We start from the raw sequence: 26,533 nt of genomic DNA, 5'->3' as shown, positions 1-26,533 counted from the left end.
CTCCAGGGAAGCTTGATGAGAGGGACGGGTTCCATGGACGCCATCTACACCGCAGTCGCCACCGCCACGCACGGCCGCGAGGGCCGCGCCGTCAGCTCCGACGGCAAGGTCGACCTCCCGCTGGCCCTGCCGGTCGAGATGGGCGGCAACGGCGCCGGAACCAACCCCGAGCAGCTCTTCGCCGCCGGTTACGCCGCCTGCTTCGGCAGCGCGCTGGGCCTGGTCGGCCGCGGCGCCAAGGTCGACGTCAGCGACGCCGCCGTGACCGCCGAGGTCGGCATAGGCAAGCAGGGCGAGGGCTTCGGCCTCAAGGTCACCCTCCGCGTCGAGCTGCCCGACACCGTGGACGCGGAGACCGGCCGCAAGCTCGTCGAGCAGGCCCACCAGGTCTGCCCGTACTCCAACGCGACGCGCGGCAACATCGAGGTCGACCTCGTCATCGAGTAGTACGCGCACCCTCGGCGCCGGACTGCGGCTGCGGCACGCTCGCGAGCGGAGCGCTCGTGAACGTGGCCGCCGCCGAGGGCACCGGGTGACGCTCGGCGGGCGAGGTGACCGGCAACTGTCCGGCCGTCTCGCCCAGCACCAGCCGCCGGACGACCCGTTCGGCGGCCCGCCCGTCGTCGTAGGGACAGAACCGCTCGCGGAACGCCGACCGCAGCTGCGCGGAGCGCGAACCGCGCCAGTGGCCCGTCGCGAAGATGTCGATCAGCTCGTCCTCGCTGCGCGCGACCGCGCCCGGCGGGAAGGCGCGCAGGTCGAAGTAGGTGCCACGGGCCGCCTCGTACGCCTCCCAGTCGTCCGAGTGGATCACGATCGGCCGGTCCAGGTTGGCGTAGTCGAACATCAGCGACGAGTAGTCGGTGACCAGCGCGTCCGAGGCGAGGCACAACGACTCGATGCTCGGATGATCGGTCACGTCGATGAGCCGGCCGCCGGACGCGGGCGTCAGCGGAGCGTCGTAGAGGTGATGCGCGCGGGCCAGCAGCACGTAGCGCGGGCCGAGTTGGCGCAGGACGCGTTCCAGGTCGAGGGTGTGGCGGGGGCCGCGCAGATAGTCGCGGTGGGTGGGCGCGTACAGGATGGCGACCGAGCCCTCCGGGATGCCCAGCGACTCGCGCAGCCGGGTCACGTCCGCCGAAGTCGCCTGCTGGAACACGTCGTTGCGGGGCTGCCCCGTTTCGAGGGTGGCGTAACCGCCGGGGAAGACCCGCTCCCATACGAGGGTCGAGTGGCGGTTGGCCGACAGACAGTGGTCCCAGGTGTCGACGTCCGCGAGGAGCGCGCCGAAGTCGGTGTCACGGGCGGCGGCCGGCCGGTCCTGGAGGTCGAGGCCCATGCGCTTCAGCGGCGTCCCGGCCTGCGTCCGGATCACCACCTGCCCGGCCCGCTTCACGAACCTCTCGTCCCAACTCGCGTTGCTCACCAGATACTTGGAGCGGGCCAGCGCCGTCCAGTAGGCGGCGGTGCCCGGTCGCACCCGGGCGGTCGCCGTCGGGAGCGTGTGGTGGAACTCGGGGCGGGCGACCCACGCCGTCCGCATGCCCGGCACGAAGGAACGGAACGCGGCCTCCAGGGCCCCCGGGTTGCAGCCGTACCCGCGCCCGGAGTGACTGGTGAAGACGGCCCGGTCGGCGCGCAGCGGCAGCCGCCGCTGAACTCCGTAGTGCAGCCGCAGGGCGGCCGAACGGACGCTGCGCGCAAGGGACTTGGCTAGGCGGGTGGTGTGCTTGCGCAGAGCCGACGCCAGCCGCACCAGCCGATACGTGCGGTAGCTGCCCGTCCGGACGAGGAGGTGCCGCAGCCGCGCGTGCAGCGGTACGGCGGCGCCCGGGGTGCGGTAACGGCGGTAGTGGGCCCGGGACCTGCGCAGGAACTCGGCGCGGGCGGTGCGCGGCAGCCGGTCCGGACGGGCCAGCACCGCCATCAGCTGGTCGACCATCCGGCGGAACAACACCGGCCGCCAGTGCGCGAGTTCGGGGCGCGCGTCGACGAACGCGAAGACCCGGTCGTACTGGTCGTGGATGTCGAAGTGCCCGTGATCGCCTTGATCGGCGGGGGCGTTGGTGATCTGCCGCGGCCGGCGGTGCCGGACACACACCCGGTCCAGGGTCGCGACCGACTCGGCGGCCAGCAGCGCCGGGACCGTCCACGAGGTGTCCGTGTGGGCGCCGGGCGCGAAGGTGAGGCCCTCGCTCTCGACGAACTCCCGCCGGTACGCCTTGTTCCAGGCCACCAGCGGCAGCTTGAGCAGCAACGGCCGGTCGTCCAGCCGGAAGGGGACGGGACCCTGCTCGGTGAGCTGGTGGAGGAACGGGCTGCGGACGGTCTCGCCGGTCCACAGGACGTGCGCGTGGTCGTAGACGACGACGTCCGGGTCGCCCGCCTCCTTGATCCGGTCGGCGATGGACCGCAGCGCGTCCGGGGCGAGGGTGTCGTCGCCGTCGACGAAGACGAGATAGTCCCCGGTCGCGTGCTCGATGCCCGCGTTGCGCGCCCCGCCCACCCCGCCGTTCTCCGGCAGATGGACGGCGCGCACACGGGCGTCGCGGGCCGCGAACTCGTCGACGAGCGCACCGCATGCGTCGGGCGAGCTGTCGTCGACGGCGATCACTTCGAGATCCGGATACGACTGGCCGAGCACCGATTCCAGGCAGTCCTGCAGATACGCCTGAACCTTGTACGCGGGGACGATGACACTGAACCTGGGCAAGGCACATCCATGGGTCGGCGGGTCGGCGCGGGCCTACTGCCCGGGAACGGCCGATGGAGTGACTTGGTTACGCCGATTGCGGCATGTGGGGGACATGGGCGTTTGAACCCGTAACCCCACAAGTGGGATGCTTATCCGCTTACTTGACCGCGCGACTTGATCGTCCTACTTGACCGCGCCCGCCATCACCCCCGACACGAACTGCCGCTGGAACGCGAAGAACACGACCAGGGGAATGGCCATCGAGATGAACGCGCCCGGCGCCAGTACCTCGATGTTGCTGCCGAACTGCCGTACCTGCTGCTGAAGTGCGACCGTCAGCGGCTGCGACTGGGAGTCGGAGAACACCAGCGCGACCAGCATGTCGTTCCACACCCACAGGAACTGGAAGATCCCCAGGGACGCGATGGCGGGCGCGGCGAGCGGCATGACGACGGTCGCGAACAGCCTGATCTCGCCCGCGCCGTCCAGCCGGGCCGCCTCCAGCAGCTCGCGCGGGATCTCCGCGAAGAAGTTCCGCAGCAGGAAGATCGCGAACGGCAGCCCGAACCCCACGTGGAACAGCACCACCCCGATGATGTCGCCGAAGATCCCGATCTTCCCGAAGAGGTCGGAGAGCGGGATCAGCGCCACCTGCACGGGCACGACGAGCAGCGCGACGACGACCAGGAACCACCAGTCGCGCCCCTTGAAGTCCATCCAGGCGAAGGCGTATCCGGCCATCGCGCCGATCATGACGACCAGGAGCGTCGCCGGGACCGTGATCCAGACGGTGTTGAGGAGGGAACTGGTGATCGCGTCGTTCTCCAGCAGCGTCCGGTAGCTCTTGGCGGTGAGCTGCCCGGGAGCCGTGAACACCTTCCACCACCCGGAGGTGGAGATGTCCGTCGGGTCGCGGAACGACGACATGAGCAGCCCGAACGTCGGCACCATCCAGACGAGCGCGACCAGGATGAGGAAGAACCGCATCACGCCGCCCGCGGCCCCGGCGGCCACGCGGGCGGCCAGGGACCGCTTGGCGCGCACGGGCCGGTCGACGGGGGGACCGAGGGGCGGGTCGAGGGTCGGGTCGAGAGCCGTCACCGCTGACGCTCCTTCCTGAGCCGACGCAGATTGACGAACATCACCGGCAGCACGAGCAACAGCAGAATGACGCCGATGGCGCTGCCGACGCCGTAGTTGCCGCCCCCGCCGAACGACGACAGGAACAGCTGGAGCGCGAGGACGTTGGCGTCGTCCTGACTCGGCTGCGGGGCGATGATGTAGACGAGGTCGAACACCTTCATCACGTTGATCATCAGGGTGACGAGCACGACGACCAGCACGGGTGCCAGGAGCGGCACGGTGACCCGCCGGAAGACCTGCCACTCGTTGGCGCCGTCGACACGCGCCGCCTCCAGCAGATTCCGGTCCACGCCCGAGAGCCCGGCGGCGATGAGCACCATCGCGAACCCGGCCCACATCCAGGTGTAGCTGCCGATGATCGCCGGGGTGACCAGGGTGGGCCCGAGCCAGTCGATGCCGCTGTAGGCGGCGGCGAAGTTCGAGCCGGGCAGGCGCAGTTGAGCCCCGTCCGCGTCGGCGGGCAGACTGAAGGTCCCGTCGGCGCCGCTGGTCGCCGAGGCGACGACCTTGCCGTCCTTCACGGCCTCGACCTTGACCCCCTCCAGCGCCTTCTCACCCGGGTCGACCTGCCCCTTCGTACCGCCGCCGCCGAGCTTGAAGTCCAGCCAGACGGTGCCGCTGATCCCGGAGCCGGAGGCGCCGGCCGCCTTCGCGTCCTCGGGCGTGCCGGGGAGCTTGTTGGGCGCGATGCCCACGAGGGGCAGCAGTGCCGGGGTGCCCGGGCTGACGGTTCCGGTCGACGTGAACGAGCCGCCGCCGGACGCCTTGAGATCGCTGGCCTGGGCGTTCGGACGGGCCTTCGGATAGACGGAGGCGTCCACGAAGGCGTCGTGCACGGACGTCACGATCGCGTTGGCGACACCCTGGTCCGGGTCCGCCTCGTAGACGAGGCGGAAGATGATGCCCGCGGCGAGCATCGAGATCGCCATCGGCATGAAGACGATCAGCTTGAACGCCGTACCCCAGCGCACCCGTTCGGTCAGCACCGCGAAGATCAGACCGAGCGCGGTGACGAGGGCGGGCGCGACCGCCACCCAGATCGCCGTGTTGCGTACGGCGGTCAGCGTGGCGTCGTTCGTGAAGATGTCGCCGTAGTTCTCCAGGCCGACGAAGGCCGAGCCGTCGGCGTCGTACAGGCTGCGCCAGATCGAGTAGCCGATGGGGTAGACGACGAGCGAGCCCAGCAGGACCAGGGCGGGCAGCAGGAACAGGCCTGCCACCCACCAGCGGGTGCCGGTGACGCTCTTGGTCTTTTCTCTCTGCGTCTGATGGGCCGTCGTGCCGACTGTGTCCGTCTTCGACTCCATGCCGGGGCCGTCAGCCGTTCTTGTACGCCTTGGCGGCGTCGGCCTCTAGTTTCCGCTGGGTGCCCGCGATGTCCTTCGGGTTCTTCAGGAAGTCCTGGAGGTCCTTCCACTCGCCGACGCCCTGGGTACCGCCGAAGGCGGCCGGAGCCTGGTCGGACATGTCGAAGCGGAAGTCGTCGCCGGCCGCGATGAGGGCCTTGGCGATGTCCCGGGTGACGTCGTCCTTGTACGCCGACTGGTCCATCGCCTTGCTGGGCGAGAGGAAACCGCCCTGCGCCGCCCAGATCTCGGCGGCGTCGGTCGAGCCGAGGAACGTCAGCAGGGCCTGCGCGCCCGCGCCGTCCTTCAGCGCCACGGCGACATCGCCGCCGCTGACGACGGGTGCCTGGTCGCCGACCGCCGGGAACGGGAAGACCTTCGCGTCCGTGCCGATCTTGGCCTTCGTGTCCGCGTTGATGCTGGCGGCCACGAAGTCGCCCTCGAAGACCATCGCCGCCGGGGTGTCACCCGTGAAGGTCTGGGTGACCGACTTCGGGAACTCCGTCGCCAGCGCGCCGGAGCGACCGCCCGCGAGGAGGTCGTCCTTGCCCCAGAGTTCGGCGAGGGTGGTCAGGGCGTCCTTGACGGAAGAGTCGGTCCACTTGATCTCGTGCTGGGCGAGCTGGTCGTACTTCTCCGGGCCCGCCTGCGAGAGATAGACGTTCTCGAACCAGTCGGTGAGGGTCCAACCGTCGGCGCCGCCGACGGAGACGGCCGGGGAGCCCGCGTCGGACAGGGTCTGGGCCGTGGCGACGAAGTCCTTCCAGGTGGTGGGGGCTTCGGTGAGGCCCGCGGCCTCGAACGCGGCGGTGTTGTACCAGACCAGGGACTTGTTGGCGGCCTTCACATAGATGCCGTACTGCTTGCCCTCGAAGGCGCCGAGCTCCTTCCAGCCGGTGTCGAAGTTCTTGTCCAGCTGGGCCTGGGCATCCGCGCCGAGCGGCTTGAGCCAGCCCTTCTCGGCGAACTGGTGCAGCACGCCGACCTGCGGCAGGAACGCGACGTCCGGGGGCTTGCCGCCCTGGATCTTCGTACCGAGGAACGTGGACGTGTTGTTGCCGGTCGGCACGAAGTTGACCTTCGCGCCGGTGCGCTTCTCGAACTCCTTCAGAACCTTGGTGAAGTTCTCCTGCTCGGGTCCCGTCCAGACGGCGGCCACTTCCAGTGTCTGGCCGTCGAGCTTGGGCAGCTTCACGGAGGCGGAGGTGTCGCCGCCGGTGCCCGTGCCGGTCTCGGTGCCCTTGTCGCCCGGCTCGTCGTCGGAGCCGCAGGAGGTGAGGGCGAGAGCGAGGGCTGTGGCGGAGAGGGCGGTCAGGGTGCGTGTACGTAGCATGCTGCGCATGTGTGCCCCGTTCGTCGTTCGGCGTTGAACGTGCTCGGCGCTGTCCCGTGGGCTCCGGTCTACGCCCGGTCGTGGGGGTCGGCAAGTACGCCTGCGGTGTCAAGCGACTGATCGTGACCGCGTCGTGTCCTTCGCTTCCCACCAGCCCACCCGTCTCGGTCTGTTCACCGGGTGCCCCCGAAACGCTCTCCTACCCGCCCGGCACCATCCAGCCCGTCCGGCGTTTGAGGACGAGCGCGTTCAGCGCGAACGGGGGTCTGGGGGCACAGCCCCCAGAAACGGGATGGGACGGGTAAGGGCGGCGGGGGCGAGAAACGCCCCCGGGTCACAGCAGCGACGGCACCTCTGTAGCCGACACCGACCGCGCCGCCCGCTCCAACGCACTCGCCAGCAGCGCCAAGTCCGTCGGCCCATTGCCCAGTTCACGCACCGGCCGCCGCGTCGGCGGATCCCCCATCCGCTGCCAGTCCAGCGCGGCGACAGTCGGCCGCAGCGTCGCCGTACGAGGGATGCGCCCCGTCACCCGCCCGCCCTGGAACGGGATCCCCCTCCCGTCAGCCCCGCTCAACCGCCCCCGCCCGGCCGCGGGTTCGTCCGGCCCCGGCGCCGGCGCGTCCAGCACGACCCGCAGCGCGGCCCCCCGGGCCAGCTCCGTCTCCGCCGTACGCCCGCCCACGCCCGCCGCGGCCACCAGATGCACTCCGAGCCGCTCGCCCTCCCGGGCCACCGCCTCCAACGCCCGCACCACGGACCCCGCCGACGGCCGCCCCGGTGATCCCAGCGCCGGTGACACCAGCGCGTCCAGATCGTCCACGACCACCACGAGACGGGCCAGGGGCGGTGTCTCCGTACGCTGACGGCTCGCCGCCGGTCGCAACCGCATCGTCGAACTGGGCGGCGAATCGAGATCCCCGGCGCCCTCTCCTGCCCCCGCGCCCACCGAACCGTGAATGGCCGACTTGGACCCTGCCCCGGACCCTGATCCCGACCGCTGCGGACCGATCCGGGCGGACAGTTCGCGCCCGCTGTGCCACTCGGCGAACCCGACCCGCCCGAGCAACTCGGACCGCCGCTTCAGCTCGGCGCTCAGCGACTGGGCGAACTCCCGCATCCGGACCGGGTCGTTGGCCGTGAGGTGAGTGGTGACATGCGGAAGGTCGGTGCACACCCGAAGCCCTTCCCCGTGCGGCGTCCCGCCACCACCGCCACCGCTCCCGCCGGTGCCGTCCCTGCCGTCCATCAGCACGATGCCCAGCCGGTCGGGCCGCTCGGCGGCGGCCAGCGACGCGACGACCGCCCGCAGCAACTCCGTACGACCGCTGCCGGGCGGCCCCTCGATCAGCAGGTGCGGACCCTCGGCCGCGAGGTCCACGCCGACGGGCCCGCGCGGACCGGCGCCGAGGACGGCCCAGGCCCGGCCGCCGAGCGTGTCCTTGTCGTCGGCGGCGTCCGCCCAACGGGCCATCAGGGACGCCGGGGTGGCCCGGGCGAGCCCCAACTCGTCGAGCAGCCGCGCCGCTTGGGGCAAGGGTGCGGAGACGCGCTGCTGGCGTCCACCGGCCGCACCGTCGGTGCGCAGCGGAGCCAGCGCCCGCGCGAACCGCTCGGCCCAGGCCAGGGACACGGCGTCCACGGCGGCGACGGAGCCCTGCCCGACCGGCCCGGCGCTCCCGGCGGCCGTCCGGCCCGCCGTGTCGTCGGTGCCGGTGCCGGTGCCGCTGTCGGGGGAGCCGGTGCGCCCAGGCGCGGTCGCCCCCGCCCGCGCCACCCGCATCACATGCAGAGCCGTGGCCACGTCACCGCCGAGCAGCGCCACCGCCCCGCACTCACGGAACGGCGGCGAGGCCGCGCACGCCGCCTCGTACGTCTCCGTCACCGGTGACGCGGGCGACGCCGCCTCCGTCTCCGCGAGGCACACGACGTGGATCCCGGCCCGCGGTCCTTCCTGTGCCAGCCGCGCGACGGCCTCCCGGACGGCGGCACCGCCCGGGTCGCCGTCCACGACGAGCACGGTGTACGGCCCCGCGAAACCGTCCGCCGGCCCGTCGGCGTCGTCGTCCCGGGCCCAGGAGGGCCGCCGGTCCGCTCCACGGTCGCCCTGGGCACTCCGGGCCGGTTCTCCGCCACCGGCGGCGGGGCCTTTCGCCGCCACCTCCGTGTCGTGGTCCTCCAGGCGCCGCAGGAGTTCGTCGGCGCGGGCCGTGGCCTGTTCACGGTCGTAGGCGAGGAGGAGGCGGCAGTCCTGGCCGTGCCCGGGGCGCAGATGCGGGAGCCAGCCGAGCCAGGACCACTCGGCGGCGCGCTCCTCGGAGGTACGCGAGCGGTCCGTGCTGATCAGGACGATTTCCAGGACCTCGGGGGAGTGCAGCGCCGTCAGCTGGGCCACCACCGCGCGGGCCAGACCCGCGAGCCGCGCGCGGGGCCCCGCCAGCCCCAGTGCCCCGACCTCGCGCAGCCCGGCGGTCACCGGTACGGCGGGCAGCAGCCCCGAGCCGTCGGGGGCCGCGCGGTCGGCCGTGCCGAGCCGGACCGTGAGCGCCTCCGGGTGTCCGGGGCCGCGCTCCCAGAGCCGGGGGCCGGGGCCCAGGGCCGTGAGCAGCAGCGTCGCCGGGTCGGGCCAGCTCTCCGGTGCCTGCGGCGGGGCGTCCGCGAACTCCGGGGCCGCCGGGTCGGACACCGGGCCCTCGTCGTACGCCTCGCCGTCGGCTGTCTCGTCCTCCGAGCGCCCGCCGGTCAGCCGGCGCGCCCACTTGGAGAGCCCGCCGCGCCTGCGCACGCCCTGCGGGACGTCCGTCCCCCGGAGGGGTGTCCCCTTGCGTCCGCCGCCCGCGGAGGCCTCCGGGTCCGCCTCGTCGTGAGCGCGTGCCGGGGGTACCGCGGCACCCCCGGACACCCGTCCGGCGACGGAGATCCCGGCACCGTGGGTGTCCCCGCCGCCGCCCGATGCCCGGCCCGTCCCCGCCGGGCCCGTGGTTCCCCGGCTCTCGATCCGTGGTGCCCGGCCCTGCCCCGGGACGAGCGGCTGCGCCGTCTCCGCCTCCGCCCCGGCCGAACTCCGCGCGCCCCGTGATCCGGGTGCGCCTCCTGCCGCCCCCCAGCTCGCCGAACCGTAGGCGTGATGGGTCTCCCCGGAGGGCGGTTTCGCCATGCCGCCGGGCTGCACGCGCGCGGAAGGCACCCGGGACGGACCGGACGCGGGGGAGGGACGCCGACTGTGAGCGCTCGCGGCGCTTTCGGTGCTCCCGGTGTTCCGGGTGTCCTCGTCCCTGTTCCCGGTCCTGTTCTCGTTCCTGTGCGACTCGTCCGCCGAGCGCCCCGAGGCCTTCGGGTGCCCCTCGTCGACGCTCACGCGCACGTGCCCCTCGCCGTCCGGGGTCGTGCCCACGCGTGCGCCCGCGTCCCCGGGGGGCGTCAGCCGCAGGGCCGACTCGCCGATGCGCAGCAGCGCGCCCGGTGCGAGGCGGACCGGGCGGGTGTCGAGGCGGGTGCCGGACAGCGTCGTGCCGTTCGTGGAGCCGAGGTCGGCTACCGCTATGCGGCCGTCCTCCGAGACCGTGACCGCGCAGTGCAGCCGGGAGACGTCCGGGTCGTCCAGCGGGACGTCGGCGTCGGCGGAGCGGCCGATGGTGATCTGGCCGCCGTGCAGGAGATGGACCCCGCCCGCGTCCGGGCCCGCGACCACGTGCAGCTGGGCGGCCACCTCGTCCGCCTCGGGGTGCGGCTCGGGATCGGCGGGGGTGCCGAGGGCGAGCACCGCGCCGTCCACCAACGGAGGCTCGCCGAGCGTGCAGCGCTGGGTGTCGAGGCGCTGGTCGCCCGCGTACAGCACCACCGGGCCGCCGCTCTCGCGCTCCCGGCCGCGCTCGGGCAGTGACGAACCCCCGTCACCCGCGACCGCCGACGCCAGGGCCGAGGCGACCGCGGCGAGCGCCGTGCCGGCGGGAGCGGTGACCAGTACGTCGCAGCTCGCGGCGCGCGCCCACGGCTCCGAGGGCGGCCCCAGCGGGTCTACGACGGTCAGCCGGATCTGCATCGCCGTCAGCGGTCCCTTCTGCACGGACACCCGGAAAGGAGGACGAAGCCACGCCACGGGTCCCACCACCGCGGACTTCTCCCACCGCACACGAGCACGTAGGCCAGTACTGGAGGCATCCTCGCACCTGCCACTGACAACGCGCCCGCCCCCCACCCATAAGTGATCTTGAATGGTCGCCTCTGCCCGCAAAAGTGCCTGACCAGTGACTGGCGACTGTCCGTTTGAGATCGATTTGGTAACCGATTTGAGATCGGTCACGTTCGGGATTCGGCAACCGAAGGCACCGATCGAGACGTCTTCCCGTCGACTTTCCGATTTCCGAAGACTCTCCGACGACTTTCCGTCGACTTTTTCGACGCCTTTCGTCGAACGCGCGAAGGAGGCCGTACGTAGCCGTCTGTGGACGGCGGTCGTCGCCCGGGGTGTCCTGGGGGCGCGGCACTACAGTGGGTCGGAAACACCGTGTACGGGATGTACGTACGTAAGGGAGCCATGACGTGCGGCCGGTAGGGAGCAAGTACCTCCTTGAGGAGCCGCTGGGACGCGGCGCCACAGGCACCGTCTGGCGCGCCCGCCAGCGGGAGACCGCGGGGGCCGAGGCGGCCGTGCCCGGCCAGCCCGGCGAGACCGTGGCGATCAAGGTCCTCAAGGAGGAACTCGCCAACGACGCGGACATCGTGATGCGCTTCCTGCGCGAGCGGTCCGTACTGCTGCGGCTGACCCACCCGAACATCGTCCGGGTACGGGACCTGGTCGTCGAGGGCGATCTGCTGGCGCTGGTCATGGACCTCATCGACGGGCCCGACCTGCACCGCTACCTCCGGGAGAACGGCCCGTTCACACCGGTCGCCGCCGCCCTTCTCACCGCCCAGATCGCCGACGCGCTGGCCGTCAGCCACGCCGACGGTGTCGTGCACCGGGACCTGAAGCCGGCCAACGTCCTGCTCATGCAGGACAACGGGCGGATGCACCCGATGCTCACCGACTTCGGCATCGCCCGCCTCGCCGACTCCCCGGGCCTCACCCGCACCCACGAGTTCGTCGGCACGCCCGCGTACGTCGCCCCGGAGTCCGCCGAAGGCCGTCCGCAGACCTCCGCCGTCGACATCTACGGCGCCGGCATCCTGATGTACGAGCTGGTCACCGGCCGTCCGCCGTTCGGCGGCGGGTCCGCCCTCGAAGTGCTGCACCAGCACCTCACCGCCGAGCCGCGCCGCCCCTCGACCGTGCCCGAACCGCTGTGGACGGTCATCGAGCGCTGCCTGCGCAAGAACCCGGACGAACGGCCCAGCGCCGAGAACCTCGCGCGCGGGCTGCGTGTCGTCGCCGAGGGCATCGGCGTCCACGCCAACTCGATGCAGATCGCGGCGGCCGAAGGGGTCGTCCACCTGCTCGCACCTGATCCGGCGCCGACCGCGGTGCCCGGTTCGGGCGACCCGACGCAGGTGCTGCCGTACGGTGCGGGCGCCGCGGGAGCGTACGACCCGAACGGCGCCACCAGCGTGCTGCCGCACACCGGGGGGCCCGGTTCCGTGGGTGCGATGGGCGCCGTGGGTGCCGCGGACCCCACGGCCGTCCTGCCGTCCATGCCGCAGAACCAGCCCGGCGGCCCCGGCGGCTCCGGAGGGCCCGAGGAGCCGCACCCCTGGCAGAACCAGCTGCGCGCCGCCCGGGACCGCAACGAGCAGACGCAGGTCCAGTACCTCGACCCCGGCGAGGACCCCCTGCGCCGCCGGCCCCAGCGGCAGCCGGGCCGGCCACCGCAGCAACAGCCCCAGCAGCAGCCGTACCAGCAGCAGCCCCCGCCCTCGCGTCAGCAGCAGCGCGGTCAGCAGCCCCAGCCCGGTTACGGCTATCCGCAGGGACCGGGTCAGGGTCCGGGGCAGGGCAGGCAGCCCCAGCACCAGCAGTACGCGCCGCCGCAGCAACAGCCCCAGCATCAACAGCAGCCTCAGCGGTACGCGCCGCCCGCTCCCGCGCCGCAGCGCCCTCAGCAGCCCGAGAGCCGGCCGCCGCGTGAGCCGAGGGAACCCCGGCAGCGCAGCGCCAACCCGATGAAGATCCCGGGGCTCGGCTGCCTCAAGGGGTGCCTCTTCACGGTCATCATCCTGTTCGTCGCCGCGTGGCTCATCTGGGAACTGAGCCCGTTGCAGGAGTGGATCGGGTCGACGAAGGGGTTCTTCGAGCAGATCGGCGACTGGATCGACACCGTCAGCGGGTGGGTGGAGGGTCTGGGCGGAGGTTCCGGGGGTTCCGGAAAGCCGTAGGGCCGGTGGATCGACAGTTCCCCGGTTGCGGGGGGACCGTCCGCACAATCAGGTCGCAGCCGGGGCATTTATGGATCTTCCGGGCACTGCTCCGGTCGTGATTCCGGTGCGACTCTGGGGATTTGTCGACACCTGGCGGGTGATTTCCGTCCCGGCGGTGAAGGTTGCGCCTCCGGACGCGTAGCTTTGTCGGCTGAGGTCGAGGTCTTGTCGGGTGAGGGTCCCGAGGGAGCCCCCCGGATCGGCGCAGCGTCGGCAACACGCGTCTGTAGGAGCAGTCTTGGCACGGAAGATCGGCAGCCGGTACACCGCCAACCAGATCCTGGGGCGGGGCAGCGCCGGCACGGTGTGGCTGGGCGAGGGACCCGAGGGTCCCGTCGCCGTCAAGCTGTTGCGCGAGGACCTGGCGTCGGACCAGGAGCTCGTCGGACGCTTCGTGCAGGAGCGGACCGCCCTGCTCGGGCTCGAACATCCGAACATCGTGTCCGTACGGGACCTGGTGGTCGACGGGAACGACCTCGCGCTCGTCATGGACCTGGTGCGGGGTACGGACCTGCGCACCCGGCTCGACCGCGAGCGCCGGCTCGCACCCGAGGCCGCGGTCGCGATAGTCGCCGACATCGCGGACGGCCTGGCCGCCGCGCACGCCGCCGGGGTGGTGCACCGCGACGTGAAGCCGGAGAACGTCCTGCTGGACATGCAGGGCCCCCTGGGCCCCGGCGGTGCGCACCCCGCCCTGCTGACCGACTTCGGTGTCGCGAAACTCATCGACTCACCGCGGCGGACCCGGGCCACGAAGATAATCGGCACGCCCGACTATCTGGCGCCGGAGATCGTCGAGGGCCTGCCCCCGCGCGCGGCGGTCGACATCTACGCGCTGGCGACGGTCCTCTACGAGCTGCTGGCGGGCTTCACGCCCTTCGGTGGCGGCCACCCGGGCGCGGTGCTGCGCCGGCACGTGACGGAGACGGTGGTCCCTCTCCCCGGTATCCCCGAGGAACTGTGGCAGCTGCTCGTGCAGTGCCTGGCGAAGGCGCCGGCGTCGCGGCTGCGGGCGTCGGAGCTGGGGGCGCGGCTGCGGGAGCAGCTGCCCCTGCTGGTGGGGATGCCGCCGCTGGACGTCGACGAGCCGGATGCGGAGGACGAGGCGCAGTCCGGGCAGGACCACGGCCATGGCCAGGTCCCGGGGCAGGGCTCGCGGGACGAGGCGTACGACGAGGTGGGCGTGCCCGCCGGGGAACGGGTACGGCGGGGCGCCGTGCCCCTCGTGCGGGGCGCGAAGCCGGACTCCAACCGGGACACGCACACGTCGATGCGGGTACCCGGGCCGGACGAGCTGGCGGGCGGGGCGCTGGGCACGGCCCGCGTGCCGCGTCCCGTGGGTGCCCCGCGACCCGGCTCCGCCCGGCACCGGGCCTCGGCGCGGCGGCGCAGGGCCACGTTGGGGGCGGCGGCGGTGGCGCTGGTGGCGGCGGTGGGGGTCGGCACGTGGGTGGCCATGTCGGGCGACGACGCGGGGGCGACACCCCAGGAGACGAGTACCTCGTCACCGGCGTCACCGTGAGTGGGGGTTTCGCCCCCGCCGCCCCTACCCGTCCCGTCCTGTTCCTGGGGGCTGCGCCCCCAGACCCCCGCTGTCGGCCCTGAACGGGCCTCGTCCTCGAGCGCCGGACGGGCTGAGTGCTGCCGGACGGGCCGGGTCGTGAGGGCCCGGGCTGCACCGGCCTCGCCCGTTTCGCTCCGGGCGAGACCGAAATCCCGCCGCTCGGCGGAGCCGTTACGCTGGTGTCGTGGCAGTCGTCGATGTATCCGAAGAGCTCAAGTCCCTCTCCTCGACCATGGAGTCGATCGAGGCCGTCCTGGACCTCGACAAGCTGAGGGCAGATGTCGCCGTGCTCGAGGAGCAGGCGGCAGCGCCGTCCCTGTGGGACGACCCGGAGGAAGCGCAGAAGATCACCAGCAAGCTCTCCCACCTCCAGGCGGAGGTGAGGAAGGCCGAGGCGCTGCGCGGCCGGATCGACGATCTGAGCGTGCTCTTCGAGATGGCCGAGGAGGAGGACGACCCGGACACCCGCGCCGAGGCCGAGACGGAGCTGACCTCCGTCAGGAAGGCCCTCGACGAGATGGAGGTCCGTACCCTCCTCTCCGGCGAGTACGACGCCCGTGAGGCCCTCGTCAACATCCGCGCGGAGGCCGGTGGCGTGGACGCCGCCGACTTCGCCGAGAAGCTGCAGCGCATGTACCTGCGGTGGGCCGAGCAGAAGGGCTACAAGACCGAGGTCTACGAGACGTCGTACGCCGAGGAGGCCGGCATCAAGTCGACCACCTTCGCCGTCCAGGTCCCGTACGCCTACGGGACGCTCTCCGTCGAGCAGGGCACGCACCGCCTGGTACGCATCTCGCCCTTCGACAACCAGGGGCGCCGCCAGACCTCGTTCGCCGGGGTGGAGATCCTGCCCGTCGTGGAGACGACCGATCACATCGAGATCGACGAGTCCGAACTGCGGGTGGACGTCTACCGGTCGTCCGGTCCCGGCGGCCAGGGCGTCAACACCACCGACTCCGCGGTACGCCTGACGCACCTTCCCACCGGCATCGTCGTCTCCTGCCAGAACGAGCGTTCGCAGATCCAGAACAAGGCGAGCGCGATGAACGTCCTCCAGGCCAAGCTGCTCGACCGGCGCCGTCAGGAGGAGCAGGCCAAGATGAACGCCCTCAAGGGCGACGGCGGCAACTCCTGGGGAAACCAGATGCGTTCGTACGTCCTGCACCCCTACCAGATGGTCAAGGATCTGCGTACGGAGTTCGAAGTCGGCAACCCCGAGGCCGTGTTCAACGGTGAGATCGACGGATTCCTCGAAGCCGGAATTCGCTGGCGCAAGCAGCAGGAGAAGTAGAACCCCGCAGGACGCCTTGTCGACAAAGCAACCGCCGCCCACTGGGCGGCGGTTGCTTTGCGTTGGAGATGCCTGGGTTTTACATCACACTCACAGGGTCTGATGTGCGGCAAGCGAGGAGCAAGGGGACATTGCGCGCGCAACGACCTTGACGTGCTCTTGGAAAATCGGAAAGGTAAAGCGCGGCATGCGAATCTCTGGGGCGCATGTGAACCGGAGGTGCTCTCTGACACCTCTGTCGATCACGGCCCCGAGCGCGGCTCCACCGATGATTCAGCTACTGGGGGTAGCAGCCATATGACGAACAAGACGCGGATCCGGGTCGCGCGGATCGCGGCCGGAGCGGTGATCGCCGCCGGTGCGTCCTTCACCGCCGCGGGCATAGCCTCCGCCACGGACGACGACGATTGCGTGATCGAGATCTGCGCCGGTACGCCGAGCCCGGACCCGGCCGAGACCGAGACCGAGATCCCGACCAGCCCCGAACCCAGCCTGCCGGACCCGGCGCCCACCACGGCCGACCCGGCGCCCACCACGGCCGAACCGGAGCCCTCGGAGCCGGCGGAGCCCTCCACGGAGCCGAGCGAGCCCGCCGAGGAGGACCCGACCACGACCCCGTCCGACGACTCGACGGACGACGGCAGCGGAACGGGCACCGGCGACGACACCGACGGCGGCAACAGCAACACCGACCCCGACGGCGGCTCCAACACCTCCGTCCAGGAGGAGGGCTCCTCGGCCCTCACCGACACGGGCTCGGACACCTCGGCCCAGGGCTCGGGCGACGAGCTCGCCGAGACCGGTGCCGCCGAGACGGGCTTCCTGATCATCGGTGCCGCCACGATGATCGCCGGCGGAATCGCCTTCCGTGTCCTCCCGCGCCTCGTGGGCGGCCGTGGCGGCGCCGCGGCCTAGTGGCGCCCGTAGTGCCCGGCAGTGAGTAGTGGTACGCGGTGACAGTGCGCACGCGTGAGGGCCCGGAGCTTCGTGCTCCGGGCCCTCACGCGTGTTACCAGGTCTGCTCGGCAGGTCTGAGTCTGTTCACCAGGTCCGTGTTCGGCCGGGCTACGCGGTCTGGTGCGCCACCAGCGCCAGTGCCGCGATCAGCACCGCCAGCAGCGCGATCAGCGCCATCGGGTTGAGTCCGCCGAACTGGCCGTCCTCCTGCAACCGCTGACGGCTGGCCCGGCAGACGCGACAGCGTCCCTCGTTCACGGGCGCCGCGCAGTTCGCGCATACCAATCGGTCGTACGTCATGCGCCTTGCCCTCCTTGCGCCGCTTCTACGTCCACAACGCTTCCGGGGACGCAACCGTTCCCCACTCCACGCTCCACTGTGCCAGGTTCCGCGGATTTCGGCGCGGCTCGCCTTATCCTGCCCAGCGCTTCCCGGGGTTAGGCGAGGTCGCGCGCGTGTGTGAGGCCGCTCACTACCGGCACAAAAGGGCACAACCCTTGTGCAAAGCCCTCCCGTGCCTGCGCTCCCGTGCTCGGTTCGCGTATGGTCACGGTCACCTGCCCCCGATGGTCCGTGGTGTATCCGTGATCCGATTCGACAGCGTCTCCAAGGTCTACCCCAAGCAGAACCACCCCGCCCTCAGGGATGTCACCCTGGAGGTCGAGAAGGGTGAGTTCATCTTCCTCGTCGGGTCCTCCGGCTCCGGAAAGTCCACTTTCCTGCGACTGATCCTCCGCGAGGAGCGCGCCAGTCACGGCCAGGTGCACGTCCTGGGCAAGGACCTCGCGCGCCTCTCCAACTGGAAGGTGCCGCAGATGCGGCGTCAGCTGGGGACGGTGTTCCAGGACTTCCGGCTGCTGCCGAACAAGACGGTCGCCGAGAACGTCGCCTTCGCGCAGGAGGTCATCGGCAAGTCGAAGGGCGAGATCCGCAAGTCCGTCCCCCAGGTGCTCGACCTCGTCGGCCTGGGCGGCAAGGAGGAGCGGATGCCCGGTGAGCTGTCCGGTGGTGAGCAGCAGCGAGTCGCCATCGCGCGGGCCTTCGTGAACCGGCCCAAACTGCTGATCGCCGACGAGCCGACCGGCAACCTCGACCCGCAGACGTCCGTCGGCATCATGAAGCTGCTCGACCGGATCAACCGGACGGGCACGACCGTGGTGATGGCGACGCACGACCAGAACATCGTCGACCAGATGCGCAAGCGCGTCATCGAGCTGGAGAAGGGCCGTCTCGTCCGCGACCAGGCGCGCGGCGTCTACGGCTACCAGCACTGACGGTCACCGTCACTGTCACCGTCACCGGCGGCCACTGGTGTCAGTGACGCCGACGGTCCTCGGAGTTCCCGGAAAGGCTTGAGCCCGCCATGCGTGCCCAGTTCGTACTGTCGGAGATCGGTGTCGGTCTCCGTCGCAATCTGACGATGACGTTCGCCGTCATCGTCTCCGTAGCCCTGTCGCTCGCCCTGTTCGGCGGGTCGCTCCTGATGAGCGACCAGGTCAGCTCGATGAAGGGCTACTGGTACGACAAGGTCAACGTCTCGGTGTTCCTCTGCAACAAGAGCGACGCCGAGTCAGACCCGAACTGTGCCAAGGGCGCGGTGACGAGCGACCAGAAGAAGCAGATCCTCGCCGACCTGGAGAAGATGGACTCGGTCGTCGAGAAGGTCACGTACGAGTCCGCGGACGAGGCCTACAAGCACTACAAGGAGCAGTTCGGCGACTCCCCGCTGGCCAGTTCGCTCACCCCGGACCAGATGCAGGAGTCGTACCGGATCAAGCTCAAGGACCCGGAGAAGTACCAGGTCATCGCGACCGCCTTCGACGGGCGCGACGGGGTGCAGTCCGTGCAGGACCAGAAGGGCATCCTCGACAACCTCTTCGAGCTGCTGAACCTGATGAACCGGGCGGCGCTCGGGGTGATGGCCCTGATGCTGATCGTCGCCCTCCTGCTGATCGTCAACACGGTGCGCGTCTCGGCGTTCAGCCGTCGGCGTGAGACCGGGATCATGCGGCTCGTCGGCGCGTCCGGCTTCTACATCCAGGCGCCGTTCATCATGGAGGCCGCCGTCGCCGGCGCGATCGGCGGTGGGCTGGCCTGTGTCTTCCTGGTCGTCGGCCGGTACTTCACCATCGACCACGGCATGGCCCTGTCCACGAAGCTCAACCTGATCACCTTCCTGGGCTGGGACGCCGTACTGACGAAGCTGCCGCTGATCCTCGCCGCGAGCGTGCTGATGCCCGCGCTGGCCGCGTTCTTCGCGTTGCGCAAGTACCTGAAGGTGTGACGCATGCCAAGGGGGCCGTTCGGACATCCGACCGTACGGCCCTTCGGCTTGTCCTAGACTCACCGGCATGTCGGGCCGCGACCTGTTCACACAGCCCCGCCGTGCAGGCCGCGGGGCGGCTCTGACGTTGCTCTTCGCCAGCGTCCTCGTCGCCGGCGCGGCCACCGGCTCGCTCCCCGAGCCCACCGAACGCAAGTCCTCCCTCCCGGACACGCCCCGCTCCGCCGCCCCCGCCGGGCGCCACGAGGACGTCGCCGCGGCGGCAGCCGAGGCCATGGCCGACGGCAAGTCCCCCATGGAGGCCGCCGAGCGTGCCGTCAGCCGCAGCGGCGACCGCTGGGGAGCGGTGTACTCCCCGGGGGACTACGAGGAGCTGGAGGAGGCCCTCGACGGCCGGTACACGGGCGTCGGGCTGTGGGCGCGGCGTGAGCGGGACGGCCGTATCGAGGTCACCAAGGTGCGGTCGGGCTCGCCCGCGGCCGTCGCCGGGATCCGTAGCGGCGACCGGTTGCGCAGCGTGGACGGCAAGGCGGTCGACGGGCGGCCGGTCACCGAGGTCGTCTCCTTGCTCCGCGGCGACGCACAGGACGCCGCCGCCGGCACGACCGTCCGGCTCGGGCTGGAGCGCGGCACGCGCGCGTGGAGCGAGACCGTACGCCGGGCACAGCTCTCCACGGACCCCGCGACCGTCCGGCAGGTCGCCGCGAGCAAGGTCACCGTCATCCGGGTCGCCGCCTTCACCAAGGGCGTCGGCGACGTGGTGCGCGGCGCGGTCCGGGCGGCCCCGGCCGGCGCCGGGATCATCCTCGACCTGCGCGGCAACTCCGGCGGGCTGGTCACCGAGGCCGTCACCGCCGCCTCCGCATTCCTCGACGGCGGCCTCGTCGCCACGTACGACGTCAACGGCGAGCAGCGCGCCCTGCACGCCGAGCCGGGCGGCGACACCACCAGACCGCTGGTCGCGCTCGTCGACGGCGGCACGATGAGCGCGGCCGAACTGCTCACCGGAGCCCTCCAGGACCGCGGCCGGGCGGTCGTCGTCGGCTCCAGGACCTTCGGGAAGGGCTCCGTGCAGATGCCGAGCCGGCTGCCCGACGGCTCCGTCGCCGAGCTGACCGTCGGTCACTACCGCACCCCCTCGGGGCGCGGCGTCGACGGCAGCGGCATCACGCCCGACCTGGAGGCGGACGAGGACGCCCTGCCGCGGGCCGAGACGGTGCTCAGCGGCCTCGGGCAGTAGCTGCCGCCGCCGGTTCGCGTGCTCCTGCCGGCCCCCCTCGCGGTCCCGTGGTCGCCGCTCCCGTTAATCGGCTTCCCGTGGACCCCCCGCGTAGTGCGAAAATGGGTGGCACTATGAGCAAGGGAATGTACGTACCGAAGGAGTCCCAGCCCAAGCAGGGCGGGACGGCCGCCAAGGGCCGGGACGGCGAGAAGGGCGGCAAGCGCAAGATCGTCGCCCAGAACAAGAAGGCCCGGCACGACTACGCGATCATCGACACCTACGAGGCCGGGCTGGTTCTCATGGGTACCGAGGTCAAGTCGCTGCGCGAGGGCCGCACCTCGCTGGCCGACGGCTTCGTCCAGATCGACCGGGGTGAGGCGTGGCTGCACAACGCGCACATCCCCGAGTACCACCAGGGCAGCTGGACCAACCACTCCGCCCGCCGCAAGCGGAAGCTGCTGCTGCACCGCGAGGAGATCGACAAGCTGGAGTCCAAGGCACAGGAGACCGGCCACACGATCATCCCCCTCGCGCTGTACTTCAAGGACGGCCGGGCGAAGGCGGAGATCGCTCTCGCGCGGGGCAAGAAGGAGTACGACAAGCGGCAGACACTGCGGGAACAGCAGGACCGGCGGGAGTCGGACCGCGCGATCGCGGCGGCGAAGCGGAAGCAGCGCGACGCGTAGCCACCGGGAATACGGTGGCACGCGCTCGCGTTGGTCACGTACGATGGCACTGCACCTCACAGCGGGTGCGCAGGTCCTCCTCGGGGGACATTGAAAAAACAACATGGGGATGATCGGTTTCGACAGCGGATGTCGAAGCAGGGGAAGCGTGTCGAGGAAGCGGCCACGATCTCGTAAACCACAGGCCGAAAAAAATAATCGCCAATTCCAACAGCGATTCTCCCGCGCAGCAGTTCTCTCTCGCCGCCTGATTTCAGGTAGCGACGAGCCTGCTCCGCACTAATGGGAGTGTCAGCCCGGGGGTGTTCCCGACCCGGATCCTGGCATCAGCTAGGGGACTAAACCTTGATCCCGGTCACGGGGTGAAGAGGGAAATCTAACAGTGACTGGGCCCGTCGGCGACTTGTTCGCGTGATTGCCGGGGCCGAGAAAAGCACAGCGAACTGCACACGGAGAAGCCCTGATTCCGCACCGTTGGACGCGGGTTCGATTCCCGCCATCTCCACAATTCCCATGTTATGCAGTACCTTGCAGTGCCAAAGGCCCTGTCGCTTTCGAGCGGCGGGGCCTTTGGCGTGCCTGGGTGCCTACGACGAGCTGGGTGCGCTGCCGTGTACGGACGACTTGAGGGAGTCGATGAAGGCGGTGTAGGCGGAGGCTGGGAAGGTGAGGGTGCGGGTGGCCGGGGTTTTGGAGTCGCGGATGGCTGTGTGGGTGGGGGTGGTGGCGATCTCTACGCAGTCGTCACCTTCGCCGTCGCCAGAGTAGGACGACTTCCGCCACATGCCGGGGGTGGTCATAAGGTGCCTCACAATTCCTTCGCCAGCCGGTGGATGAAGTCACGCGATCGTTCCCGTTCGAGGGACATGGCCTTCGTTTTCTCGAAGCGAGCCTGGTAGGTGGCGAGTTCGGCTTCCGAGTCGACGTAGAGCGCACCGTGGGGTGCGTCGCGGATCACGGTATCCAGTCTGGGCACACCGCCGCCCACGTAAGTCATCGGGCTACTGCCGGTGGAGAACTCCAAATCGAAGGGGATGACTCGTACGCTGATGTGGTTCGCTTCGGACTGCTCCAGGATATGGGTGAGTTGGGCTCGTGCCGCGGCCCGGTCGCTGACCATGATGCGTAGAGCCGCTTCATGGATCACTGCGTCGAAGGGGACGGGCGAGGTGCGTTCGATGATCACGCGGCGCGCGATGCGGTGGCGCACACGCAACTCGATCTGTTCTTCAGCGAGTTCGGGGACCCTGGTCGAATACGCGGCACGGGCGTACTCCGCCGTCTGCAAGAGACCTGGCACGAACAGGAAGCCTGCGTTGCGCTGAAACCGAGCATGGTGATCCAACTCGGACAGGTCCAGGAATGGTGTCGGCAGCACGCCCCGGTACTCCTCCCACCAGCCCCGCGTCCGGTCTGTGGCCATCGCGACCAAGGCGTCGATGAACTCCTCGTCCGTGCAGGCGTAGTGGGATGCGAGGCGGCGGAGTCGTTGCTCGCTCACGCCCGCGAGTCCGGTTTCGATGTGGCTCATCTGGACGCGATTCGCCCCGAGCAGCGCTGCTGCCTCGACGGCGGTGAGTCCCGCCGCCTCGCGGAGTCTGCGCAACTCGATTCCCAGGCGCAGCTGACGCGCCGTGGGTTCGCGCCTCAGGACCATCCATAGCTCCTTGCTCAACGTGCCTGCCGGTGCCGCTCGTTCGGGGTCAGATTACGTGATCGGCTTGCTCGGGATTACACATTAGACGTACCTTCGGTGACGCGACGCACACTCTGCGGAACGCCGGGACCCCGGAAGCGCACCACTCCGTCCTGCCACGGCGGCTGCGGCATGCCACCGCCCACCGACCGCAACCCCTGACCATCGAAAGGGAGTTGACGCATGCCCGAAACCGAGACAGAGACCAGCACCGAGCCCGCGCCCGAGTCCTGGGAGTACTCCCTCCACATCCCCAACGACCTCCGCGCCGTCACCGTCAGCCGCCGCACCCTCCGCCTCATCCTCACCATGCACGGACTGATCGGCCTCGTCGACGTCGCCGAACTGCTCGCCGCCGAGCTGGTGTCCAACGCCGTACTGCACACCAAGGGCCCCGCAGCCCTCCGCGTCCGCTGGACCGCCGGCGTCCTGCGGATCGGGGCCTGGGACGCCGACCCCCGGCCGCCGGAGCCTCCCCAGGAGTTGGGACAGCTCGTCGAGGCGGAGGACGGGCGCGGGCTCGGGATGGTGCGGGCCTGCGCCGACCTGTGGGGGTGGCAGCCGCTGTCCCGGTTCGGGAATCGGGGGAAATTCGTGTGGTGCGAGCTGCGGGCCGCCGCGTGATGCGCCCGGAACCGGAAGAGGAAGTCTCCGGCATCGCCACCGGGCTTCTCGCGGCCATGGCTCTGGTGGGCCTCTCGCCCGAGAGGGCCCTGGCCGGACTCCACCGCGGTCTCAAGGAGATCCCCAAGCGGGAGGGACTGTCGCCCGGAGATATCGCGTATCCGTGGGGAAAGATCGAGAATTGGCCGCCGGGATACGCCGAGCGGTGGGCCATCGGCTACGCGGACGGCCTGGCGAGGGGGACGGCCAAGTCGCTTCCAGCCGTGCTGGAAGTAAGGCGGCTCCCCGTCTTCGACGACCTCCGCGACCGTGTCGCCATCTGCGCCGACCTTGCCCGCCTCGACGACTGGCTCGACCGCGTCGGTACTGCGGAGTGCGCGCGCGGAGGAGCTGTTCGCCGGGGACCTGGAGATTGCGCGGGTGCTGCTCCTGAACAGGGCTGACGGATCGTAGAGTGCCTGGATGAGCATCATCGGAGTCGGGATCGACGTCGCCGAGATCGAGCGGTTCCGGGCCTCGCTGGAGCGGACGCCCGGGCTGGCCCAACGGCTGTTCCTGGAGAGCGAGTTGCTGCTGCCCAGCGGTGAGCGGCGGGGTGTCGCGTCCCTTGCCGCCCGGTTCGCCGCGAAGGAGGCGCTCGCCAAGGCGCTGGGTGCTCCGGCCGGTCTGCTCTGGACGGACGCCGAGGTCTGTGTCGAGGACAGCGGGCGGCCCTGGCTGCGGGTGACGGGGACGGTGGCCGCGCGTGCGGCGGAGCTCGGGGTGCGGTCGTGGCATGTGTCGCTCAGCCATGACGCGGGGGTGGCCTCGGCTGTGGTGATCGCCGAGGGGTAGGGCGCTCCGGAATCACCGGCGGCTCGGCGGGCCCGCCGGCGGGCCGTGCGGGAGACTCGGTGCATGCGAACTGCGTACGGCGTGGAGACGGTACGGGCGGCTGAGCGTGAGCTGATGGCGCGGTTGCCGGAAGGTGCGCTCATGCAGCGTGCGGCGGCCGGACTGGCCGTCGCCTGCGGCCAGTTGATGGGGCGGGTGTACGGCAGCCGGGTTGTTCTGCTCGTGGGTAGTGGTGACAACGGCGGCGACGCACTGTACGCCGGGGCCCGGCTCGCCCGGCGCGGAGCCGGTGTCACGGCGGTGCTGCTGGCGCCGGAGCGCACGCACGCCGGAGGGCTCGCGGCGCTGCGGGGAGCCGGCGGGACGGTGAGGGGTGCCCAGGGTGACGGCGTCGAGAGGGCGATCCGGCGTGCCGACCTCGTCGTCGACGGCATCGTCGGGATCGGGGGGCGGGGTGGCCTGCGGGCCGACGCCCTGGCGTTGGCCGAGCTGGTCCGGGAGGCGGGGGCCGCGGTGGTCGCCGTCGATCTGCCCAGCGGGGTCGACGCCGACAGCGGAGAGGTGCGGGGGGCGGCGATCCGGGCCGATCTGACCGTGACCTTCGGGACCCACAAGCCGGGGCTGCTCATCGATCCCGCACGCGAGTACGCCGGGACGGTGCGGCTCGTCGACATCGGGCTCGGGGAGGTGCTTCCCGAGCCGGCCGAGCTGGAGGCGTTGCAACACGCCGACGTCGCGCGGCTGTTGCCGGTCCCCGGTGTCGAGAGCGACAAGTACCGGCGGGGCGTCGTCGGGATCGCGGCGGGGTCGGCGCGGTATCCGGGAGCCGCTGTGCTGGCTGTCGCGGGCGCGCTGCGGGGCGGGGCCGGGGCCGTGCGGTACGTGGGGCCCGCTGCCGACGCGGTGATCGCCCGCTTTCCCGAGGTGCTCGTGTCCGACCAGGGGCCGCACAGGGCGGGGCGCGTCCAGGCGTGGGTCGTGGGGCCCGGGGCCGGGGACGACGCCGCGACGGTCGCCGAGGTGCTGGAGGCGGACGTACCCGTGCTGATCGACGCGGACGGGCTGCGGCTGGCGGAGAAGGAGGCGGTGCGGGGGCGTACCGCGCCGACGCTGATGACTCCGCACGCCGGGGAGGCCGCCGCGCTGCTCGGTGTGGGGCGTGCGGAGGTGGAGGGGGCCCGGCTGAGGGCGGTGCGGGAACTCGCCGCCCGCTACGGGGCGACCGCCCTGCTCAAGGGCTCGACCACGCTGGTCGCCGACCCGGCCGGGGGTGCCGTACGGGTCAACGCGACCGGAACGGGGTGGCTCGCCACGGCCGGGAGCGGTGACGTGCTGTCGGGGCTGGGCGGGTCGTTGCTGGCGGCGGGGCTCTCGGCGCTGGACGCCGGGAGCGCGGGGGCGTATCTGCACGGGCTGGCCGGGCGGCTGGCCGCGGAGGGCGCGCCGGTGGGGGCGCACGACGTGGCCGAGGCGGTGCGGAGGGCCTGGCGGGATGTGCAGGACGTATGAGGCGTTTGAGACGCACGGTCGGGTGACCCGGCCGCGCGGCTGAGCCGGGCGGCGGCAACCGCGCGTTCTCCTGATCGCATGATCAGTCGACCGTTCCTGTTCCGTGGTCTCACCGCACTGCTGGTCGCGGTGGCCGTGCTGCCGCCCGTCGGCCCTGCCTTCGCGGACCCCGTGCCGCCCGCCCCCGCCGCCGGACCCGAGGGGGTCCTCGTGCCCGGTGTGCCTCCCGCCCCCTCCCAGCCCTGGACCTTCGACACCCCGGACCAGGTGCTCGCGCCGCAGGTGTACACGCCGACGAGGCAGGAGGACGCCGTCGAGCCGGCGGAGGCCGCGCGGGGGACGTACGACCTCATCGAGTACGTACCGCTGGGTGACGCCGCCCGGAAGGTGGCCTGCTCCAAGCTGGCCGGGCCCTATCAGCGGCAGGTGGAGTTCTGGCTGAGACTGAAGGTGGACGGGAAGCAGTCCGCCGCCGACTGCCGGGCCATCCGCGCCTTTCAGCGCACGTACAGGATCAAGCCGGACAGCGGATTCGCCGGGCCCGTCACCTGGTCCCGGATGCAGTTGCTGTCCGCCAGGAAGAACCCGAACGCCGCCGGCAGGTGTCCCGTGCGGACCTACCGGGTCGCCTGTGTCGATCTCGGGCGGCAGCTGACCTGGGTGCAGAAGGGGAAGAAGGTCGTCTACGGACCCGTGCCCGTGCGGAGCGGACGGACGGCCTATCCGACGCGCGGCGGGTGGCACAAGGTGTACTGGAAGCACAAGAACCACCACTCGACCCTCTACGACACCCCCATGCCCTACGCCCAGTTCTTCAGCGGCGGCCAGGCCTTCCACGCCGTCTACGGCAGCATCCACACCACCGTCGGCTCCATGGGCTGCGTCAATATGCGGCTCGCCGACGCCCGTACGCTCTGGGGCGTTCTGAAGACGGGCGACCGGGTGTACGTGTGGGGACGACGGGCCGCGGGGTAGCCGCGAGTGTGCTCGACGGT

The 26,533-nt window shown here is 71.1% G+C and carries 22 protein-coding genes and 1 other RNA gene; 15 read left to right on the top strand and 8 right to left on the bottom strand.

The genetic code is table 11. The annotated features are described in order from the left end of the window. The first annotated feature begins 33 nt into the window (after positions 1 to 33). Entirely contained in the window at positions 34 to 447 is a 414-nt protein-coding gene (locus tag OG595_RS15800) for an organic hydroperoxide resistance protein (protein ID WP_329272506.1), read from the top strand. On the opposite strand, the gene OG595_RS15795 is transcribed toward OG595_RS15800, so the two are convergent. From OG595_RS15795 to OG595_RS15775, 5 genes are all read right to left on the bottom strand, one after another. After that, a complete protein-coding gene (locus OG595_RS15795) occupies positions 437 to 2,713 on the bottom strand; it encodes a bifunctional glycosyltransferase/CDP-glycerol:glycerophosphate glycerophosphotransferase (RefSeq protein ID WP_329272504.1) in 2,277 nt (758 codons plus the stop codon). The two genes, OG595_RS15800 and OG595_RS15795, sit on opposite strands and share 11 nt — an antisense overlap. 165 nt (positions 2,714 to 2,878) lie before the next feature. After that, entirely contained in the window at positions 2,879 to 3,796 is a 918-nt protein-coding gene (locus OG595_RS15790; RefSeq protein ID WP_443073041.1) for a carbohydrate ABC transporter permease, read from the bottom strand. Beyond that, on the bottom strand, positions 3,793 to 5,145 hold the full coding sequence (locus tag OG595_RS15785; RefSeq protein WP_329272502.1) for a carbohydrate ABC transporter permease: 1,353 nt from the start codon (positions 5,143 to 5,145) through the stop codon (positions 3,793 to 3,795). The genes OG595_RS15790 and OG595_RS15785 overlap by 4 nt, the downstream gene beginning before the upstream one ends. Before the next feature lie 10 nt (positions 5,146 to 5,155). Continuing rightward, complete coding sequence (locus tag OG595_RS15780) at positions 5,156 to 6,526, bottom strand: ABC transporter substrate-binding protein (RefSeq protein WP_329272499.1); 1,371 nt, start codon at positions 6,524 to 6,526, stop codon at positions 5,156 to 5,158. A 325-nt stretch (positions 6,527 to 6,851) separates the two neighbouring features. Continuing rightward, positions 6,852 to 10,559, bottom strand: a complete 3,708-nt coding sequence (locus OG595_RS15775; protein ID WP_329282913.1) for an FHA domain-containing protein — start codon at positions 10,557 to 10,559, stop codon at positions 6,852 to 6,854. Between the two features lie 500 nt (positions 10,560 to 11,059). On the opposite strand from OG595_RS15775, the gene OG595_RS15770 reads away from it, so the two are divergent. From OG595_RS15770 to OG595_RS15755, 4 genes are all read left to right on the top strand, one after another. Then, entirely contained in the window at positions 11,060 to 12,829 is a 1,770-nt protein-coding gene (locus OG595_RS15770) for a serine/threonine-protein kinase (protein WP_329272496.1), read from the top strand. A gap of 280 nt (positions 12,830 to 13,109) precedes the next feature. Further along, positions 13,110 to 14,393, top strand: coding sequence for a serine/threonine-protein kinase (locus OG595_RS15765; RefSeq protein WP_329272494.1), 1,284 nt, complete (start codon positions 13,110 to 13,112; stop codon positions 14,391 to 14,393). 226 nt (positions 14,394 to 14,619) lie between these two features. After that, positions 14,620 to 15,726, top strand: a complete 1,107-nt coding sequence (prfB, locus tag OG595_RS15760) for a peptide chain release factor 2 (protein ID WP_329272492.1) — start codon at positions 14,620 to 14,622, stop codon at positions 15,724 to 15,726. A gap of 297 nt (positions 15,727 to 16,023) precedes the next feature. Then, positions 16,024 to 16,641, top strand: coding sequence for a hypothetical protein (locus OG595_RS15755; RefSeq protein ID WP_329272490.1), 618 nt, complete (start codon positions 16,024 to 16,026; stop codon positions 16,639 to 16,641). A gap of 150 nt (positions 16,642 to 16,791) precedes the next feature. Here the strand turns inward: OG595_RS15755 and OG595_RS15750 are convergent, their stop codons facing one another. Beyond that, positions 16,792 to 16,983 carry a hypothetical protein gene (locus OG595_RS15750; RefSeq protein WP_329272489.1) on the bottom strand — a complete coding sequence of 64 codons (192 nt, stop codon included), beginning with the start codon at positions 16,981 to 16,983 and terminating at the stop codon, positions 16,792 to 16,794. Between the two features lie 284 nt (positions 16,984 to 17,267). On the opposite strand from OG595_RS15750, the gene ftsE reads away from it, so the two are divergent. The 5 genes from ftsE to ssrA all read left to right on the top strand — a co-directional run bounded on the left by ftsE (position 17,268) and on the right by ssrA (position 21,383). Next, positions 17,268 to 17,957, top strand: coding sequence for a cell division ATP-binding protein FtsE (gene ftsE, locus OG595_RS15745; RefSeq protein WP_053741518.1), 690 nt, complete (start codon positions 17,268 to 17,270; stop codon positions 17,955 to 17,957). A gap of 89 nt (positions 17,958 to 18,046) precedes the next feature. Continuing rightward, entirely contained in the window at positions 18,047 to 18,967 is a 921-nt protein-coding gene (gene ftsX / locus OG595_RS15740; protein WP_329272483.1) for a permease-like cell division protein FtsX, read from the top strand. Positions 18,968 to 19,034: 67 nt separating this feature from the next. After that, positions 19,035 to 20,207, top strand: a complete 1,173-nt coding sequence (locus OG595_RS15735) for a S41 family peptidase (RefSeq protein ID WP_329272481.1) — start codon at positions 19,035 to 19,037, stop codon at positions 20,205 to 20,207. A 125-nt stretch (positions 20,208 to 20,332) separates the two neighbouring features. Next, complete coding sequence (gene smpB / locus OG595_RS15730) at positions 20,333 to 20,875, top strand: SsrA-binding protein SmpB (RefSeq protein ID WP_229695283.1); 543 nt, start codon at positions 20,333 to 20,335, stop codon at positions 20,873 to 20,875. 105 nt (positions 20,876 to 20,980) lie between these two features. Continuing rightward, positions 20,981 to 21,383: a transfer-messenger RNA gene (gene ssrA, locus OG595_RS15725) on the top strand. A 79-nt stretch (positions 21,384 to 21,462) separates the two neighbouring features. Here the strand turns inward: ssrA and OG595_RS15720 are convergent. Together OG595_RS15720 and OG595_RS15715 are read right to left on the bottom strand one after the other, a co-directional pair. Next, the gene (locus OG595_RS15720; protein WP_329272477.1) at positions 21,463 to 21,675 is read right to left on the bottom strand and encodes a DUF397 domain-containing protein; all 213 of its coding nucleotides are present in this window, start codon (positions 21,673 to 21,675) and stop codon (positions 21,463 to 21,465) included. Between the two features lie 8 nt (positions 21,676 to 21,683). Next, positions 21,684 to 22,532, bottom strand: coding sequence for a helix-turn-helix domain-containing protein (locus OG595_RS15715; protein ID WP_329272475.1), 849 nt, complete (start codon positions 22,530 to 22,532; stop codon positions 21,684 to 21,686). A 222-nt stretch (positions 22,533 to 22,754) separates the two neighbouring features. Between OG595_RS15715 and OG595_RS15710 the strand changes: the two genes are divergently transcribed. The 5 genes from OG595_RS15710 (at position 22,755) to OG595_RS15690 (ending at position 26,513) form a co-directional block, all read left to right on the top strand. Continuing rightward, the gene (locus tag OG595_RS15710) at positions 22,755 to 23,195 is read left to right on the top strand and encodes an ATP-binding protein (protein WP_329272473.1); all 441 of its coding nucleotides are present in this window, start codon (positions 22,755 to 22,757) and stop codon (positions 23,193 to 23,195) included. Then, on the top strand, positions 23,168 to 23,638 hold the full coding sequence (locus OG595_RS15705) for a hypothetical protein (RefSeq protein ID WP_329272470.1): 471 nt from the start codon (positions 23,168 to 23,170) through the stop codon (positions 23,636 to 23,638). Before OG595_RS15710 ends, OG595_RS15705 begins: the two co-directional genes overlap by 28 nt. A gap of 19 nt (positions 23,639 to 23,657) precedes the next feature. Then, positions 23,658 to 24,029 (top strand): holo-ACP synthase, encoded by a 372-nt coding sequence (locus OG595_RS15700; RefSeq protein WP_329272468.1) that lies wholly within the window; start codon positions 23,658 to 23,660, stop codon positions 24,027 to 24,029. Positions 24,030 to 24,092: 63 nt separating this feature from the next. Then, the gene (locus OG595_RS15695; protein WP_329272466.1) at positions 24,093 to 25,538 is read left to right on the top strand and encodes an NAD(P)H-hydrate dehydratase; all 1,446 of its coding nucleotides are present in this window, start codon (positions 24,093 to 24,095) and stop codon (positions 25,536 to 25,538) included. A gap of 78 nt (positions 25,539 to 25,616) precedes the next feature. After that, entirely contained in the window at positions 25,617 to 26,513 is an 897-nt protein-coding gene (locus OG595_RS15690; protein WP_329272463.1) for a L,D-transpeptidase family protein, read from the top strand. Positions 26,514 to 26,533: the final 20 nt, after the last annotated feature.

Source organism: Streptomyces sp. NBC_01451 (assembly GCF_036227485.1).
In the GTDB taxonomy this organism is placed as follows: domain Bacteria; phylum Actinomycetota; class Actinomycetes; order Streptomycetales; family Streptomycetaceae; genus Streptomyces.
Note: the sequence above shows the minus strand (reverse complement) of the source record. Positions and strands in the feature narration are given on the sequence as shown.

Bases quoted from the DNA above. Each gene is read 5' to 3' on its own strand.
- OG595_RS15780 (WP_329272499.1), bottom strand. From the start codon at position 6,526: ATGCGCAGCATGCTACGTACACGCACCCTGACCGCCCTCTCCGCCACA.
- OG595_RS15775 (WP_329282913.1), bottom strand. From the start codon at position 10,559: ATGCAGATCCGGCTGACCGTCGTAGACCCGCTGGGGCCGCCCTCGGAG.
- OG595_RS15710 (WP_329272473.1), top strand. From the start codon at position 22,755: ATGCCCGAAACCGAGACAGAGACCAGCACCGAGCCCGCGCCCGAGTCC.
- OG595_RS15690 (WP_329272463.1), top strand. From the start codon at position 25,617: ATGATCAGTCGACCGTTCCTGTTCCGTGGTCTCACCGCACTGCTGGTC.
- OG595_RS15700 (WP_329272468.1), top strand. From the start codon at position 23,658: ATGAGCATCATCGGAGTCGGGATCGACGTCGCCGAGATCGAGCGGTTC.
- OG595_RS15735 (WP_329272481.1), top strand. From the start codon at position 19,035: ATGTCGGGCCGCGACCTGTTCACACAGCCCCGCCGTGCAGGCCGCGGG.
- smpB (WP_229695283.1), top strand. From the start codon at position 20,333: ATGTACGTACCGAAGGAGTCCCAGCCCAAGCAGGGCGGGACGGCCGCC.
- ftsX (WP_329272483.1), top strand. From the start codon at position 18,047: ATGCGTGCCCAGTTCGTACTGTCGGAGATCGGTGTCGGTCTCCGTCGC.
- OG595_RS15755 (WP_329272490.1), top strand. From the start codon at position 16,024: ATGACGAACAAGACGCGGATCCGGGTCGCGCGGATCGCGGCCGGAGCG.
- OG595_RS15715 (WP_329272475.1), bottom strand. From the start codon at position 22,532: ATGGTCCTGAGGCGCGAACCCACGGCGCGTCAGCTGCGCCTGGGAATC.
- OG595_RS15750 (WP_329272489.1), bottom strand. From the start codon at position 16,983: ATGACGTACGACCGATTGGTATGCGCGAACTGCGCGGCGCCCGTGAAC.
- OG595_RS15720 (WP_329272477.1), bottom strand. From the start codon at position 21,675: ATGACCACCCCCGGCATGTGGCGGAAGTCGTCCTACTCTGGCGACGGC.
- OG595_RS15800 (WP_329272506.1), top strand. From the start codon at position 34: ATGGACGCCATCTACACCGCAGTCGCCACCGCCACGCACGGCCGCGAG.
- OG595_RS15695 (WP_329272466.1), top strand. From the start codon at position 24,093: ATGCGAACTGCGTACGGCGTGGAGACGGTACGGGCGGCTGAGCGTGAG.
- OG595_RS15785 (WP_329272502.1), bottom strand. From the start codon at position 5,145: ATGGAGTCGAAGACGGACACAGTCGGCACGACGGCCCATCAGACGCAG.